Source organism: Actinoplanes sp. ATCC 53533 (assembly GCF_003947245.1).
Map to the genome: position 1 here is coordinate 24,151 of NZ_QHHV01000023.1, position 15,644 is coordinate 39,794.

Annotated in this window: 16 protein-coding genes; 13 read left to right on the forward strand and 3 right to left on the reverse strand. The window is 71.4% G+C overall.

The features are described from left to right. Positions 1-3: 3 nt before the first annotated feature. Positions 4-540 carry a CGNR zinc finger domain-containing protein gene (locus DMB66_RS09160; RefSeq protein WP_125803601.1) on the reverse strand — a complete coding sequence of 179 codons (537 nt, stop codon included), beginning with the start codon at positions 538-540 and terminating at the stop codon, positions 4-6. A 79-nt stretch (positions 541-619) separates the two neighbouring features. On the opposite strand from DMB66_RS09160, the gene DMB66_RS09165 reads away from it, so the two are divergent. The 5 genes from DMB66_RS09165 (at position 620) to DMB66_RS09185 (ending at position 4,427) form a co-directional block, all read left to right on the forward strand. Then, positions 620-1,540, forward strand: a complete 921-nt coding sequence (locus DMB66_RS09165) for a proline dehydrogenase family protein (protein ID WP_125803602.1) — start codon at positions 620-622, stop codon at positions 1,538-1,540. A 203-nt stretch (positions 1,541-1,743) separates the two neighbouring features. Further along, on the forward strand, positions 1,744-1,956 hold the full coding sequence (locus DMB66_RS09170) for a helix-turn-helix domain-containing protein (RefSeq protein ID WP_125803603.1): 213 nt from the start codon (positions 1,744-1,746) through the stop codon (positions 1,954-1,956). 186 nt (positions 1,957-2,142) lie between these two features. Further along, positions 2,143-2,244: a 30S ribosomal protein bS22 gene (locus tag DMB66_RS09175; RefSeq protein WP_007465623.1), complete on the forward strand. Its 102-nt coding sequence runs from the start codon at positions 2,143-2,145 to the stop codon at positions 2,242-2,244. Positions 2,245-2,316: 72 nt separating this feature from the next. Further along, positions 2,317-3,402 carry an NAD-dependent epimerase/dehydratase family protein gene (locus tag DMB66_RS09180; RefSeq protein ID WP_370318346.1) on the forward strand — a complete coding sequence of 362 codons (1,086 nt, stop codon included), beginning with the start codon at positions 2,317-2,319 and terminating at the stop codon, positions 3,400-3,402. Continuing rightward, on the forward strand, positions 3,399-4,427 hold the full coding sequence (locus DMB66_RS09185) for a lysophospholipid acyltransferase family protein (protein ID WP_125803605.1): 1,029 nt from the start codon (positions 3,399-3,401) through the stop codon (positions 4,425-4,427). Before DMB66_RS09180 ends, DMB66_RS09185 begins: the two co-directional genes overlap by 4 nt. A gap of 72 nt (positions 4,428-4,499) precedes the next feature. Here the strand turns inward: DMB66_RS09185 and DMB66_RS09190 are convergent, their stop codons facing one another. Both DMB66_RS09190 and DMB66_RS09195 read right to left on the reverse strand, forming a co-directional pair. Further along, the gene (locus DMB66_RS09190) at positions 4,500-5,657 is read right to left on the reverse strand and encodes a DUF5667 domain-containing protein (RefSeq protein ID WP_125803606.1); all 1,158 of its coding nucleotides are present in this window, start codon (positions 5,655-5,657) and stop codon (positions 4,500-4,502) included. A 181-nt stretch (positions 5,658-5,838) separates the two neighbouring features. Continuing rightward, positions 5,839-6,792, reverse strand: coding sequence for an ECF subfamily RNA polymerase sigma factor, BldN family (locus DMB66_RS09195; RefSeq protein ID WP_199752161.1), 954 nt, complete (start codon positions 6,790-6,792; stop codon positions 5,839-5,841). Positions 6,793-7,098: 306 nt separating this feature from the next. Between DMB66_RS09195 and DMB66_RS09200 the strand changes: the two genes are divergently transcribed. The 8 genes from DMB66_RS09200 to hemB all read left to right on the forward strand — a co-directional run bounded on the left by DMB66_RS09200 (position 7,099) and on the right by hemB (position 15,636). Next, entirely contained in the window at positions 7,099-8,607 is a 1,509-nt protein-coding gene (locus tag DMB66_RS09200) for an AMP-binding protein (protein WP_233624411.1), read from the forward strand. After that, complete coding sequence (locus DMB66_RS09205) at positions 8,604-8,852, forward strand: glutaredoxin family protein (protein ID WP_125803608.1); 249 nt, start codon at positions 8,604-8,606, stop codon at positions 8,850-8,852. The genes DMB66_RS09200 and DMB66_RS09205 overlap by 4 nt, the downstream gene beginning before the upstream one ends. Before the next feature lie 9 nt (positions 8,853-8,861). Further along, positions 8,862-9,503 (forward strand): HAD family hydrolase, encoded by a 642-nt coding sequence (locus tag DMB66_RS09210; RefSeq protein ID WP_125803609.1) that lies wholly within the window; start codon positions 8,862-8,864, stop codon positions 9,501-9,503. A gap of 260 nt (positions 9,504-9,763) precedes the next feature. Continuing rightward, complete coding sequence (locus tag DMB66_RS09215; RefSeq protein ID WP_125803610.1) at positions 9,764-10,504, forward strand: redox-sensing transcriptional repressor Rex; 741 nt, start codon at positions 9,764-9,766, stop codon at positions 10,502-10,504. After that, positions 10,501-11,796 carry a glutamyl-tRNA reductase gene (locus DMB66_RS09220; protein ID WP_125803611.1) on the forward strand — a complete coding sequence of 432 codons (1,296 nt, stop codon included), beginning with the start codon at positions 10,501-10,503 and terminating at the stop codon, positions 11,794-11,796. Before DMB66_RS09215 ends, DMB66_RS09220 begins: the two co-directional genes overlap by 4 nt. Beyond that, positions 11,793-12,722 (forward strand): hydroxymethylbilane synthase, encoded by a 930-nt coding sequence (hemC, locus tag DMB66_RS09225; RefSeq protein WP_125803612.1) that lies wholly within the window; start codon positions 11,793-11,795, stop codon positions 12,720-12,722. Before DMB66_RS09220 ends, hemC begins: the two co-directional genes overlap by 4 nt. Beyond that, positions 12,719-14,305: a uroporphyrinogen-III synthase gene (locus DMB66_RS09230; protein ID WP_125803613.1), complete on the forward strand. Its 1,587-nt coding sequence runs from the start codon at positions 12,719-12,721 to the stop codon at positions 14,303-14,305. Before hemC ends, DMB66_RS09230 begins: the two co-directional genes overlap by 4 nt. A gap of 341 nt (positions 14,306-14,646) precedes the next feature. Then, positions 14,647-15,636, forward strand: coding sequence for a porphobilinogen synthase (gene hemB / locus DMB66_RS09235; protein WP_125803614.1), 990 nt, complete (start codon positions 14,647-14,649; stop codon positions 15,634-15,636). The last annotated feature ends 8 nt before the right edge of the window (positions 15,637-15,644 follow it).

Here is a 15,644-nt window from a genome sequence, read left to right on the forward strand (position 1 = left end):
GCTCTACGCGGGGGTGAGGGTCGCGGCGCGCTTGCGGGCGCGGTGGGCGGCCACGTGCGAGCGGGTCGCGCAGCGTTCCGAGCAGAAGCGCCGGCAGTTGTTCGACGAGGTGTCGAGGTAGACGTTGCCGCAGCGTTCGTCGGCGCAGATGCCGAAGCGGGCGCTGCCGTACTCGCAGAGCCAGACCGATAGGCCCCAGACCGCGCCGGCCAGGTATTCCGCGCTGACCGAGGCGCCCCGGCTGGTGACGTGCATGTGCCAGTCGGAGGCGTCGTGCCCGGAGATGCGCGGCTGCACCGGGTATGCCTCCAGCAGCGCGTTCAGCTCGGTGACCGCGTCGGTGTCGCGGGAGGTGGTGCCGTATTCGAAGACGTCGCGCAGCCGGCGCTGGGCCCGGCGGAAGACGCCCAGGTCCTTGTCGCCGACCTCGTCCCGCATCCAGGCCTGGTCTTCGCTGAACAGCGCCCGGAGCCCGTCGAGGTCGGTGAGGCCGGCGTTGACCAGCTCAACCGCCGTACGCGCGTACGCATCGAAGTTCACCCGACAACCGTAGCCGCATCGCAAAGCACAACGACAGCTCTACCGCGAGGTCTGTGGGGACGGACGATACGCTCGGCATATGCTCCGTTCCGTCTTTCTCGCCGCCGCCGGTTCGTCCCGGATGGAGCGGCTGGTCTCCTCCGCCCCGGTCAGTAAGGGAATCGTCCGCCGGTTCGTGGCCGGCACCGGTGTCGACGACGCGTTGCGCACGAGCCGGGAGCTCGCCGACGACGGCCTCGCGATCAGCCTGGACTATCTGGGCGAGGACACGCTGACGGCCGAGCAGGCGACCGCCACCCGCGATCAGTATCTGACGCTGCTGGGCCGGCTCAAGGGCGTCGGCCTGACTCCCGCGGCCGAGGTCAGCGTCAAGCTGTCCGCGCTGGGGCAGAAGGTCGACGACCGGATGGCGTTCGGCTACGCGCAGGAGATCTGTGCCGCGGCGGCCGCGGCCGGCACCACGGTGACGCTGGACGCCGAGGACCACACCACCACCGACTCGACCCTGGAGATCCTCGCCGAGCTGCGGAAGGACCACCCGAGCACGGGGGCGGTCCTGCAGGCGTATCTGCGCCGCACCGAGGGGGACTGCCGGGACCTGGCCACCAGCGGGTCGCGGGTGCGGCTCTGCAAGGGCGCGTACGCCGAGCCCGAGTCGGTCGCCTACCAGTCCGCCCTCGACGTGGACAAGGCGTACGTGCGCTGCCTCAACATTCTGATGTCCGGCGACGGCTATCCGATGATCGCCACCCACGACCCGCGGCTGATCGCCATCGCCGAGGACCGGGCGCGCTGGTTCGACCGCCAGGCCGACGAGTTCGAGTTCCAGATGCTCTATGGCACCCGCCCGGAGGAGCAGGCCCGGCTGGCCGCCGCCGGCCACACCGTGCGCGTCTACGTGCCCTACGGCGACCAGTGGTACGGCTACCTGATGCGTCGTCTCGCCGAGCGCCCGGCCAACGTGGCGTTCTTCGGCCGCGCCCTCGTCAGCAGGCGGTAAGCGAGACACCCCCTAAGTCACCTTTCGGGGTAGAACGCGACACACGGGGCGTGTCGACTTGACTTTTTGCGGTTATTTCACGGAACGCATCGCCTTGATCACAGGAGTCTCGATACCGTACTGATGACACGCGCGCCCGCCCGCCGCGGCGCACGGCCTGACGGCCGCGGCGGAGGCGCCTGCGAAAGGATCGGTGCGAGGAGATGACGGGTCCAGCCCAAGCCGAGGAGCGTCTCGCGGAGGTGCGCTTCCTGACCGTGGCCGAGGTGGCCGCGCTCATGCGGGTGTCCAAGATGACCGTCTACCGGCTCGTCCACGGCGGTGAGCTCAGCGCCGTGCGGGTGGGTCGCTCGTTCCGCGTGCCCGAGCACGCAGTCCACACCTACCTGCGGGGAGCCTTCAGCCAAACGGCCTGACCATGGGGCCGTGTTGGTCCCGGGTCCACCGGGCCGCTACGCTGGAGCGGTTCGACCCGTGATACCCGAGTGCGTCTGACAGCGCTGGGTGCAGCTCCTGAGCGGGACGAGCCGCTGTCAAGCTCGGTCGGGTGTGCCTGCGGGTGCGCAGGGACCGGCCCCACATGGTTTCGAGAGGCATTTCGTATGGGCTCCGTGGTCAAGAAGCGTCGCAAGCGTATGGCGAAGAAGAAGCACCGTAAGCTGCTGCGCAAGACCCGCGTCCAGCGTCGCCGTCTCGGCAAGTGATGTCCGGCCGGGCGTGACGCCCGGCCCGGTCACTTGCCTTCCACACCGCCGCATGCGAAAGGCGCGCCCGTGGTGACGTCTTCACCCGAGGCCCCGCCGAGGGTCGTCGTGGTCACCGGGGTGAGCCGATTCCTCGGTGCCCGGGTCGCCGCCCGGCTCGCCGCGGACCCCCGTGTCGAACGTGTCATCGGCCTGGATCCGCTCGACCCACCGCCGGCCCTCGCGGGCCTGCTGGCGGACGTCGAGCTGATCCAGGCTGATGCGCGTGCCGCGAGCGGGGTCATCGCCGACCTCGGTGCCGAGGCGGTGGTGCACCTCGCGGTCACCAGCGCGCCCGATCCGCATGGCGGCGGTCGCGCGGCGATGAAAGAGCAGAACGTCATCGGCACGATGCAGCTGCTCGCCGCCGCCCAGGGCGCCGCCCGCCTGCGCAAGCTGGTGGTGCGTTCCTCCACGGCGGCGTACGGCGCCTCGTTCCGCGACCCGGCCGTCTTCACCGAGGACACCGAGCCCCGGGCCGTCCCGCGTGGCTCCTTCGCGCGCGACATCCTCGACATCGAGGGCTATGTGCGCGGTTTTCGCCGCCGCCGTCCCGGGGTCGGCGCGACCGTGCTGCGCTTCGCGCCGTTCATCAGCTCCACCGCGGAGACCTCCCTCACCCGGTATTTCTCGCAGCCGATGATCCCCACCGTGCTCGGCCGGGACGCCCGGCTGCAGTTCGTGCACGTCGACGACGCGCTCGAGATCCTGCACCGCTCGGTGGTCGAGGACCATCCCGGCACGTTCAACGTCGCGGGCGCCGGTGTGCTCGCTCTCTCCCAGGCCGTCCGCCGGGCCGGCCGGATCTCCGTGCCGTTGCCCGAGGGGACGCTCTCCTCGTTCGCCGCGCTGGCCCGCAGCGCCGGCATCGGGCAGATCGGCCTGGACCAGATCGACCTCTTCGTGCACGGCCGGGTGGTCGACACCGGCCGGCTGGTCAAGGAGTTCGGCTTCACGCCGCGCACGACCGCGGCCGCGTTCGACGACTTCATTCGCGGTCACCTCGCCGGCCAGGCGCTGAACGCCGACCGGCTGGCCGCTGCCGAGCGCGCGATCCTCGACGGCATCCGCCGAGTCCGGGCCGCCGCGACGCAGGACCAGGAGCACGCATCACCATGACCCAGGACAAATACCACGCCGCGCTGCCCGGGCACGCCGACTTCCAGCTGCCCGCGGCCCGGCCGGCGAAGCCCCTCAACGGCAACCGGCCGGGCCGGCGCCGGGCCCTGCCCGCGGCGAACGGCCACAACCCGGCGCAGATCGAGGCCGCCGCGCCGGAGCCCGCGGAGGAGCTGGACCAGGTCGACATCTGGGACCAGCGGGTGGCCAACGGCCTGGCCTTCCTGCGGCGGCGCCTGGCCGGGGCGTACGAGGTCGACGACTTCGGTTTCGACCCCGAGCTCAACGACGCGATCTTCCACCCGATGCTGCGGGTGCTCTACCGGGACTGGTTCCGCACCGAGGTCTTCGGCATCGAGAACGTGCCGGAGGTCGGCAGCGGGCTCGTCGTCGGCAACCACTCCGGCACGCTCGCCCTGGACGCGCTGATGCTCACCGTGGCGCTGCGCGACCAGCACCCGGCCGACCGGCATCTGCGGTTGCTCGGCGCCGACCTGGTGTTCCGCATGCCGGTGCTGTCCGAGCTGGCGCGTAAGGCCGGCGCCACAGTGGCCTGCAACCCGGACGCCGAGCGCCTGATGAGCGATGGCGAGCTGGTCGGCGTCTTCCCCGAGGGCTTCAAGGGCATCGGCAAGCGCTTCTCGGAGCGTTACAAACTGCAGCGCTTCGGCCGTGGCGGCTTCGTCTCCGCCGCCCTGCGCACCGGCACCCCGATCGTGCCGGTGGCGATCGTGGGCGCCGAGGAGATCTATCCGATCCTGGCCGACCTCAAGCCCCTGGCCCGCCTGCTCGGCATGCCCTATTTCCCGGTCACGCCGACGTTCCCGTGGCTCGGGCCGCTGGGGCTGGTGCCGCTGCCCAGCAAGTGGCTCATCGAGTTCTGTCCGCCGATCCCGACCGCGCACCTGACCGAGTCCGCGGACGATCCGATGGTTGTCTACAACCTGGCCGATCAGGTCCGCGAGACGATCCAGGCGACCCTGCACTCACTATTGGAGAAGCGCCCGGACCCGTTCGGCTTGTAACATGAGAAGTGAGGGGCGGCCCCGACTCTCGCAGTCGGACACCGCCCCTCGCCATGTCTCAGCCTTGGCGGCTCAGCCTCCGAAGATGTTTCCGAGCAGGCCACCGAGCAGACCCTTGTCCTCCTCGCCGGTGACGTCACCGACCGGGTCGGAGGAGATCAGCGGTTCCGGGGTCTCCGTCGTGGCCTTTGTCGACGGTGCGCCGTCGACGTCCTGCGGGACGGTCTTGCCGCCCGCCGGGTCGGCCGCCGGCTCGTCGCTGCTCTTCGGCTTCGGCTTCTTCCCGGCGTCACCCTTGTTGCCGGTGCCGGTCGTCGCTTCTTTCTGTCCCTGACCCGACGGCTGATCGTCGAGGGAGCCGGTGGAGGCGCCGGCCGTGCAGTCGCGCAGCTTCGGGCCGATCGCATCGCCGCCGGACTGGGTGACCGTGTCGCAGCCGAGCCCGGAACGCAGGTCGTCGGCCCGCTCGTGCACCAGGTCGAGCAGCTTCATCGAGGTCAGCGCCCGCTCGCGGTTGTCCGGGCTGAGCCGTTCCAACCGAGGGCTCAGCACCCGGCGCTGGTTCTCGACGAACGTGTCGACCGAGTCGAGCGGCGCCTTGTCCTTGCGGGCCACCGCGGAGGACGTGAGCAACTTGACGCCCTGCCGGGTGTCGTTGTCCATGTCGCCGAGAACGTCGCGGAATCTCGGGTTGTCACCGGGCATCGCGACCGCCTCGGCGAGCCGGTTGCGGGCGAAGCTCAGGGAGAGCTGACCCCGGGTGACGTCGGAACCGGCCATGGCCAGCTGAGCACGTTCGGTGGAGCGCTTGACGCCGTACAGGGCGTCGCCCGGTGCGGCGTTCTCGCTTGCTGCGGAGATTCCCGAGACGGCCATGGCGCCGGCGGCGACACCGATGACGATCGCGCCGCGGGCGCGGATCCGGCGGCCGGTCTTGCCGAGCAGCTTGCGGACCGGCTCGACCGCCTCCTGCTGTTCGGTGGCGCTCGCGGTCTTCCCGATACCGTCCCGCTCGGCCGTGGCCACGAGCATCGCTCGCAGACCCATCCGGAACTCGGGATCCACCTGGACCCCGGACCGTGCCGCGGAGAGGCTGTGCCCGATGGCGACCAGCTCGGCGAGTTGTTCGTCGGCCTGCCCCCGGGTGTGGTGGCGACGGCCGCGGTCGGTCTCGTCGAGCAGCTCCGCGAAGCGCTCGGCGCTCCGGCGATCGAAGATATTCAAGTTCACCGTGGGCACCTCCCTTCGCTCGTGACTGATTCACCGGCGAAATCGCCGGCGGTCGCGACGGAACCGGCGGGCCAACGGCCCGCCACTGGTCGCACCCGGACAAACGCTCGACGGGCGGGCCCGGTTACGGGTGTCAGCTGGGCGGCGGGGCCCACAGAGATCGACATACGGTGAATTGCCATCACCACTGGAACCCATCGGGCAGCAACCGGGCGAGTGCCCGGACAGCCCGGTACTGCAGTGCCTTGATGGCACCCTCGTTCTTGCCCATGGTCTGTGCGGTCTCGGCCACCGAGAAGCCCTGCAGGAAGCGCAGCACGATGCATTCCTGCTGCTCGGGGTTGAGTTGCTTGACCGCAGTGAGCAGGGCCACGTTGGTGATGTGGTCGACGACAGCGGCCTCCGGGCTGCCCTCGGGGCCGCGGTCCTCGCGGTCCGCGTCGAGCACGTCGCCGGTGGTCACCTCGAGCCGGTAGCGGCCCGACTTGAAGTGGTCGGCGACCAGGTTGCGCGCGATGGTCACCAGCCAGGCGCCGAGGTCCCGGCCCTGCCAGGTGAAGCTGCCGATCCGCTTGAGCGCCCGCAGGAACGTGTCGGACGTGAGGTCCTCGGCGAGTTGCCGGTTGCCGACGCGGAAGTAGACGAACCGGAAGACCGTGTCGACGTACCGGTCGTAGATCAGTCCGAAGGCGGCGGACTCGCCGGCCTGGGCCCGCTCGACCAGGCCCCACACCTCGGCGGCCGCGTCACCCGGGTCGGGGCGCGCCGGATACTTCGGCGGCTCCGACGCACTCGGTGGTCCGGTGGTGCTCTGCGCCGGGACGACGACGGTGTTGTCACCCTCGGTGGTCCCGGCCCGGCGGTCCGGTCCGGCCTGCTGCGGCGGCTGCGCCGGCCGGCCCGGTACGGCGACCCGCCCGCTGCCCGGTTGCGCGTTCCCCGTCGGCGGCAGGTTCCGGCTCGGGGACTCGTTGATGGGCGGCCGATTCCGGGTCCGCTTGGGCCCGTCGCTGCGGATCGCGTGCGCGATCGTGTCGTCGATGCCCCGGCGGAGGCCGTTCAGGCCCTCCGTGAGCGCGAGGCGCGCTGCGAACACATCACGGCTGTACGGATCGCCGGCGTACACATGACTCACTGCGCCTCCTTGACCCGGCGGGCCGTCGATGAGCGGTGTCAGAACCCGATCCACAACAAAAGGGGTGGGGCGGCCGCGCATTGCAGGCCAACCTCACCCACGGATGTGGAATCCGTTACACAGACGGGAGTATTGCGGAGCTCGACCACGGGGAGTCGCACAACGTGTGCGCTGCGCGAAATTATCCCGAAGTGGCACAGAGCCCGCATCAAGAACATCTGTCACCATGTAGGACACCCTCGCCGCCGGGCCGGACACGCCGTCCGGCCACCCGATCGGGCGCCTTCTGTGCCAGACTCGGGCGTCGTGGAGAACAGCGCGCGCGACCCGGTCCGGACCTCCGCGCGGCGGCGCCCAGACGCCGCCGCCCTGATCTCCGGCGACACCGTCGTCACGTGGTCTGAGCTGGACGAACGCGTCTCGCGCGCGGCCGGCCGGCTGGCCACCGGCTGCGCTCGTGGCGATCGGGTGGCGCTGGTGCTCGGCAACACCGTCGACTTCGCCGTCGCATATTTCGCGGTGCTGCGGGCGGGGCTGGTCGCCGTGCCGCTCAATCCCGGCTACACCGTCGACGAGCTGACCTACGCGCTGGCCGACAGTTCGGCCGCCCGGGTGGTCGCCGATGACGCGGTGCTGGGTCGGTTGCGGCTGTCGGATCCGGTAGCCGTACCGCTGGCTGAGCTGCTGTCCGGGGAGCCGGTTGCGCCGCAGCCGGCCGGGGCCGACGACCTCGCGGTCCTGCTCTATACCTCCGGGACCAGCGGGCGGCCGAAGGGCGCCATGCTCACCCACCGTGCGCTCGCCGCCAATCACGATCAGCTCGCCCTGATCGAGCCGGCCGTGCTCAGCGCTACCGACGTGGTCCTGCTCACCATCCCGTTCTTCCACGCCTACGGGCTGAACACCGGCCTCGGTGCCATCGCCCACTACGGCGCCTGCGGGGTGCTGGTGGACCGCTTCGAGCCGGCGGCGACGCTCGCGCTGATCGCGGAGCGCCAGGTCACGGCCGTCATCGGGGTGCCGTCCATGTATGCGGCTTGGTCGCGCGAGCCGGCCGCGCGCGAGGCTCTCGCGGCGGTGCGGACGGCGGTTTGCGGCGCCGCGCCGTTCGACCCGGCCGACGCGGCCCGCTTCACGGCCGTGACCGGCAAGACCGTGCTGATCGGGTACGGCCTGACCGAAGCCGCGCCGGTGCTCACCACGACCGCGGTCAGTGACCGGGAGAAGGCCGGCTCGATCGGCCGCCCGCTGCCCGGGGTGTCGCTGCTGCTGCGCACGGCCGACGGCGAGGTGCTGTGGCGCGACGGGCTCGTCGCGGACCAGCACGACGACGCCGAGCTGGACCTGGATCTGGAGGTCAGCGCCGGCACCGACCCCGGTGAGATCGTCGTGCGCGGGGAGAACCTCTTCTCCGGCTACTGGCCGGAGGGGCGCGACGGCCCGGACGCCGACGGGTGGTGGGGCACAGGTGACATCGCATACGCGGACGCGGACGGTGACCTGGTGCTGGTGGACCGGATCGGCGAGCTGATCCTGGTCAACGGCTTCAACGTCTATCCGGCCGAGATCGAGCGGGTGCTCGACGGGCACCCCGGCGTGGCCGAGGCGGCGGTGATCGCCATCCCCGACCAGCTCACCGGGCAGGCGCCGTACGCCTACGTGGTCCCCGCCCTCGACCCCGCGCCCACCCCCGCCGAGCTGCAGGTCTACTGCGCCGCCCAGCTGGCCCGCTTCAAGCTGCCGGCCGGGATCGAGTTGGTCGCCGAACTGCCGCACTCGGCGATCGGCAAAGTGCGAAAGGGGGCCTTGCGTTGACCCGGGTCACGCTGATCAGCCGGGACGGCTGCCACCTGTGCGAGGTCGCCGAGCAGATCCTGGACCGGATCGCCCCCGGGCAGTGGTCCCGGGTCGAGATCTCGGAGTCGATCGAGCTGGAGCGCGAGTACGGCGACCGGGTCCCGGTGGTGCTGCTCGACGGCAAGGAGCATGGCTACTGGCGGGTCGAGGAAGATCGTCTGCTGCGGGATTTGGGTAGACCGCCGGGTGCCCCCCGGCTGTAATCTCTCGCGGTGGCTCGAACTCACCTTGTCTGGGACTGGAACGGCACCCTGCTCGACGACCTCTCGCTGGTCGTCTCCTCGACCAACCACACGTTCGCGGCCGTCGGCGGGCGCAGCGTCGACTCCGACGAGCACCGGCGGCTCTTCCGCCGGCCGGTCGCCGACTTCTACGCCGAGATCCTCGGCCGGGCCGTCGACGCGGCGGAGTTCGAGGAGCTCGACCGGATCTTCCACGAGGCGTACCGGGTCGGGCTGACCACGGCGTCGCTGGCCGCCGACGCCGAGGCCGCGATCAAGGCCTGGCCGGGCAGCCAGTCGCTGCTGAGCATGTGGTTCCACGACGAGTTGGTCCCGGCCGTGCGGACGTACGGGCTCGCCGGCGTGTTCACCCGCATCGACGGGCGGCCCACCGAGGTCGACGGCGGGCTCAAGGCCGGCCATCTCGCCCGGCACCTGGCTGAGCTCGGGATGCCCGGCGACCGGGTGGTGCTGATCGGCGATTCGCTGGACGACGCCGAGGCGGCCGAGGCGGTCGGCGCCGACTGCGTGCTCTACACCGGCGGGTTCACCGACCCGGCCCGGCTGCGGGCCAGCGGCCGGCCGGTGGCGGACCGGCTCGTCGATGCGGTGCGGCTCGCGCGTGCACTGTGACAATCGTCGTCGCAATGTCGACGTCATTGGCATATCGGGGCGGTAAGCGGTAATACTCGGCGTTGAGTCGACGGGAGATAACACGCCGACTCGATCTTTGTCCAGTTCCGCTATCAAGATCGCGATTTGTGCACGCCTTCACAAGCGCCTACTCTGTGACTTCGACGAGCCCCGCTATCACAGCCGGTCCACGCAGGCGCCACCGGTACAGGACCTGCAGCAGGGCTCCCCGTAGGTTCGCCTCGTCGGCACGGAGTCAGATGAGTCAGCAGCGTCATGGAAGCACGCCGGCAAACACCGGTGCAGTCCCCGCCTTCCCGGATCTTCCGGAGGCGACGATCGCGCGGCTACCGGAATATCTTCGCGCCCTGCACAACCTCGCCGAGACCGGTTCCGAGACGGTTTCCAGCGAGGGCCTCGCCGCCGCGGCGGGGGTCAACTCGGCCAAGCTCCGCAAGGACCTCTCCCACCTGGGTTCGTACGGCACCCGCGGCGTCGGCTACGACGTGGCGCTGCTCATCGACCAGATCGAATACATCCTCGGGCTCGACCAGCGCCGTGCCGTGGCCCTGGTCGGCGTCGGTAACCTCGGCCACGCGCTCGCCGGCTACGACGGCTTCGCCAGCCGCGGGTTCCGCATAGTGGCTCTGTTCGACGCCGACGCCGATCAGGTCGGTAAGCCGCTCAGCGGGCTGACCGTCCGGCACATCAGCGAGCTCGGCCAGGCCGTCGTCGAGGAGGGCATCACCATCGGCGTGATCGCCACCCCGGCCGGCGCCGCGCAGGCGGTCGCGGACGATCTGGTGGCTGCGGGGGTCACCAGCATCCTCAACTTCGCCCCCTGCGTGCTGTCGGTGCCGGCCGGTGTCGACGTCCGCAAGGTCGACCTCGCCATTGAGCTGCAGATTCTCTCCTTTCACGAGCACCGCAAGGCATCGCTGACGGCGATCCCCGGCGGGCGCTCACCGGAGGCGGGCAACCAGGAGGCGGTCGGGTCGTGAATCTGCTCAGCGTCGGCGCGTCCTATCGGACGGCCGGGATCGACACCCTCGAACGCCTCACCATCGCCGGCTCCGACATCCCGGCCGTGCTGCAGAAGCTCCTGGCCCAGCCGTACGTCGGCGAGGCCGTGGTGCTGTCCAGCTGCAACCGGGTCGAGGTATATGCGGCTGTCTCCGGCTTCCACGGCGGCCTCAGCGACGTCTGCACCGTCCTGGCCGAGCACTCCGGCATCGGCGCCAACGACCTCGCCGGTCACCTCTACGTGCACTACGACGAGGCGGCCGTGCGCCACCTGTTCCGGGTCTCCGCCGGCCTCGACTCGATGGTCGTCGGCGAGGCGCAGATCCTCGGCCAGCTCCGGGACGCATACCACTCGGCGACCGAGAACGACACCGCCGGCCGGCTCCTGCACGAGCTGATGCAGCAGGGGCTGCGGGTCGGCAAGCGCGCCCACTCCGAGACCGGCATCGACCGGGCCGGGCAGAGTGTCGTCACCGCCGCCCTGGAGGTGGCCGCCGCGACCTTCGGCGGCGACCTGGCCGGGCGCACCGGCCTGGTGGTCGGCGCCGGCGCGATGGGCGCGCTCTCCGTGGCGACCCTGACCCGCACCGGGGTCGGGCCGCTGCAGATCACCAACCGCGGCGCGGCCCGGGCCGATCGCCTGGCCGAGGCGTACGGCGCCACCGCCGTCGCGTTCGACGCGCTGGAGGAGGCGATCGCCGCGGCCGACATCGTCGTCTGCGCCACCGCGTCCACCGAGCACGTCCTGACCGCCGCCACCCTGGCCGGCCGGCAGCGACCGCTGGTGGTGCTCGATCTGGCCGTGCCGCGCGACGTGGCCCCCGAGGTCGGCGAGCTGCCCGGCATCACCGTCGTCGACATCGACACCCTGGCCGCGAGCCGGCGCACCCTGCCGGCCGCCGCCGAGACCGCCGCGGTCGAGCAGATCGTCGCCGCCGAGGTCGAGCATTTCCTCTCCTGGCTGCGCGGTGCGGAGGTCGCGCCGACCGTCGCCGCCCTGCGCAACCGAGCGGACGACGTGGTCAGCGCCGAGCTGCGCAAGCTCTCCGCGCGCCGGCCGGAATTCACCGAGGAGCAGCGGGCCGACGTTTCCCGTACCCTGCACCGGGTCGTCCAACAGCTGCTGCACTCGCCGACCGTGCGGGTTCGTCAGCTTGCCGCCGAACCCGGCGGCGATCAGTACGCGGCCCTGCTGCGCGAACTGTTCGACCTCGACGTCCCACACGCCACCCAGGCCGACGCCGTACCCGAGATCGGAGGACAGGGGTGAGTAAGCCGTTGCGCCTCGGCACCCGTGGCAGTGCCCTCGCGCTCGCCCAGTCCCAGCTCGTCGCAGACTCGCTGACCACCGCGACCGGCCGCCCGGTCGAATTGGTGCGCATCGTCACGGCCGGCGACCGTTCCGCCGCGCCGGTCGCCCAGCTCGGCGTGGGGGTCTTCGTCTCCGCGCTGCGCGACGCGTTGCTGGCCAACCAGATCGACTTCGCGGTCCACTCGTACAAAGACCTGCCCACCGCGCCGCCGCCGGGGCTGCACATCGCGGCCGTCCCGCAGCGCGAAGATCCGCGTGACGCGCTCATCGCGCGCGACAACATGACGCTCGCGGAGCTGGCCCCCGGCGCCGCGATCGGCACGGGCGCGGTGCGCCGAATCGCGCAACTGCATGCTTTGGGCCTACAGTTGCAGGTCACGCCGATCCGCGGCAATGTCGACAGCCGCATCGCGAGAGTGCTCGGTCCCGAGGCCGACCTCGACGCGGTTGTCCTGGCCCGGGCCGGCGTGGTGCGTCTCGGCCGGGCCGCCGAGATCACGGAAACGTTGGACCCGATGCTCATGCTGCCCGCACCCGCACAGGGTGCGCTGGCGATCGAGTGCCGATCCGACAACGCAGACCTGGTCGAGCTGCTGGCTGCACTCGATCATGCACCGTCCCGCGCCGCCGTCACGGCGGAACGGGCGATGCTCGCCACGCTCGAGGCCGGTTGCTCCGCACCGGTCGCGGCACACGCCGAGCTTGCCGAAGGCGAGCAAGGCGACGAGATCTACCTGCGCGGTGCGGTGATCAGCCCGGACGGGGCCCGAGCTGTCCGGCTGTCGCGCACCGGAACGCCCGCCGACGCGGCGGAGATCGGCAAGGCGCTCGCCGCCGATCTCCTCGATGCCGGCGCCGACACCCTGATGGGGAGCACAGAATGACCACCCGTACCGCCCGCAAGTCCGCAGGGCGCATCGCTTTCGTCGGCGCCGGACCCGGCGATCCCGGCCTGCTGACCCGCCGGGCCCACGACACCCTCGCCGACGCCGACCAGGTCGTCTACGACCGTGGCGTGCCCGAGTCGCTGCTCGCGGCAATCCGGGCGGAGGCCAAGGACGACACCCAGTTCAGCCCGGCCGAGGGGGCACCCGGCGACGTCGCCAAGGTGCTGCTCTCGGCGGCCAAGTCCGGCCTGTCGGCGGTGCACCTGGTCGCCGGTGACCCGTTCGGTCACGAGGCCGTCGTCAAGGAGGTCCAGGCCGTCGCCCGGACCGCCGTGCACTTCGAGGTCGTGCCCGGCCTGGGCCAGGCCGAGGGCGTCGCCACCTACGCGGGTGTGCCGCTGCCCGGCGTGCGCACCGCGGCCGACATCGACGACGTGACCGCCCTGGACTTCGACGCGCTGGCCTCGGCCGCGGTCAAGGGCTCGTTCGCGGTCGCCGTCGACGCCGGCGACCTCGCCGCCGTCCGCGACGGTCTGCTGGCCGCGGGCGTCGAGCCGGGCACGCCGGTCGGCGTGACCGGCGACGGCACCGGAGAAACCCAGTACACGACCACCTCGTCGGTGGACAGCTTCGTCGCGGCGGCGCTCGGCTTCACCGGCCGGGTCGTGCTCACCGTCGGCGCGGAGGTCGCCCAGCGCGACAAGCTGAGCTGGTGGGAAAACCGTCCCTTGTACGGCTGGAAGGTGCTCGTCCCGCGCACCAAGGAGCAGGCGGGCGCGATGAGTGCCCGGCTGCGGGCGTACGGGGCCATCCCGTGCGAGGTGCCGACGATCGCCGTCGAGCCGCCGCGCACCCCGGCGCAGATGGAACGGGCCGTCAAGGGCCTGGTCGACGGCCGGTATGCCTGGGTCGTCTTCACCTCGGTGAACGCGGTCCGCGCGGTCTGGGAGAAGTTCGCCGAGCACGGCCTGGACGCCCGCCACTTCGGCGGCGTCAAGATCGCCTGCATCGGTGAGGCCACCGCCGACGCCGTCCGCGCGTTCGGCATCCAGCCCGAGCTGATCCCGGCCGGCGACCAGTCCAGCGAGGGACTGCTGGCCGAGTTCTCGCCGCACGACGAGATCCTCGACCCGGTCGGCCGGGTGCTGCTGCCGCGCGCCGACATCGCCACCGAGACGCTGGCCGCCGGCCTGATCGAGCGCGGCTGGGAGGTCGACGACGTCACGGCGTACCGCACGGTCCGCGCGGCGCCGCCGCCGGCCGACATCCGCGACGCGATCAAGTCGGGCGGCTTCGACGCGGTGCTGTTCACCTCGTCCTCGACGGTCCGCAACCTGGTCGGCATCGCGGGCAAGCCGCACGCCCGCACGGTCGTCGCGGTGATCGGCCCGAAGACGGCCGAGACGGCGACGGAATTCGGCCTGCGGGTCGACGTCCAGCCGCCGCACGCGTCGGTGCCCGACCTGGTCGAGGCCCTGGCGGGATATGCGGTGGAGCTGCGCGAGAAGCTGGCGGCGATGCCGGCCAAGCAGCGCCGCGGCTCCAAGGTCCAGGGCCCGACCGCCCTGCGCTTCCGCTGATCTTCCGCGGACCGGCCCGATGATCGGGCCGGTCCGCCGCACTTTGTCCCACCGGGCCGGCTTCGCGGTCGACCCTTTGTCCCACCGGGCCGGCTTCGCGGTCGACCCTTTGTCCCACCGGGCCGGCTTCGCGGTCGACCCTTTGTCCCACCGGGCCGGCTTCGCGGTCGACCCTTTGTTTCGCGGGGTCGGCTTCGCGGCCGGCCTCTTGTTTCGCGGGGTCGGCTTCGCGGTCGGCCTCTTGTTTCGCCGGACCGGCGTCTTTGCCGGCCTGGCCGGGGCGGTTGATCGACCGGCCTGGTTCCGCCGGCTCACGCGGCCGGCCTGGCTGAGGAGTGAGCATGTCGTTCCCCGATGTGCGTCCGCGGCGGCTGCGCCGCACGCCCGCCCTGCGGCGGCTGGTCGAGGAGACCAGGATCGCGCCGGCCGAGCTGATCCTGCCGCTGTTCCTCAAGGAAGGCCTGACCGAGCCGCGGGCGATCAGCTCGCTGCCCGGCGTGGTGCAGCACTCGCGCGAGTCGCTGCGCAAGGCCGCCCAGGAGGCCGTCTCGGCCGGGGTCGGCGGCCTGATGCTCTTCGGCGTGCCGGACAGCGCCAACAAGGACGACACCGGCTCGGCCGGGCTCGACCCGGACGGCATCCTGAACGTCGGCATCCGCGACCTGATCTCCGAGGTCGGCGACGCCACCGTGGTTATGGGTGACCTGTGCCTGGACGAGTTCACCTCGCACGGGCACTGCGGGGTGCTGTCCTCCGACGGCACGGTGGACAACGACGCCACCCTGGAGATCTACGGCCGGATGGGCGTCGCGCAGGCCGAGGCCGGCGCCCACGTCGTCGGGCCCTCCGGGATGATGGACGGCCAGATCGGCGTGATCCGCAAGGCCCTCGACCGGGCCGGCCACCAGGACGTCTCGGTGCTGGCCTACTCGGCGAAGTACGCGGGCGCCTTCTACGGCCCGTTCCGCGAGGCCGTCGAGTCGACGCTGCAGGGCGACCGGCGCACCTACCAGCAGAGCCCGGGCAACGTCCGCGAGGCGCTGCGTGAGGTCGAGCTGGACGTCGCCGAGGGCGCCGACATGGTCATGGTCAAGCCGGCGCTGCCGTATCTCGACGTGATCGCGGCGGTCCGGGAACGGGTCGACGTGCCGGTCGCCGCCTACCAGGTCTCCGGCGAGTACGCGATGGTCGAGGCGGCCGCGGAGAAGGGCTGGATCGACCGGCAGGGCGTCATGCTGGAGACCCTGACCTCGATCAAGCGCGCCGGCGCTCAGGTCATGCTCACCTACTGGGCGACCGAGGCCGCCCAGCTGCTGCGCGAGCGATACTGACAGCTCAT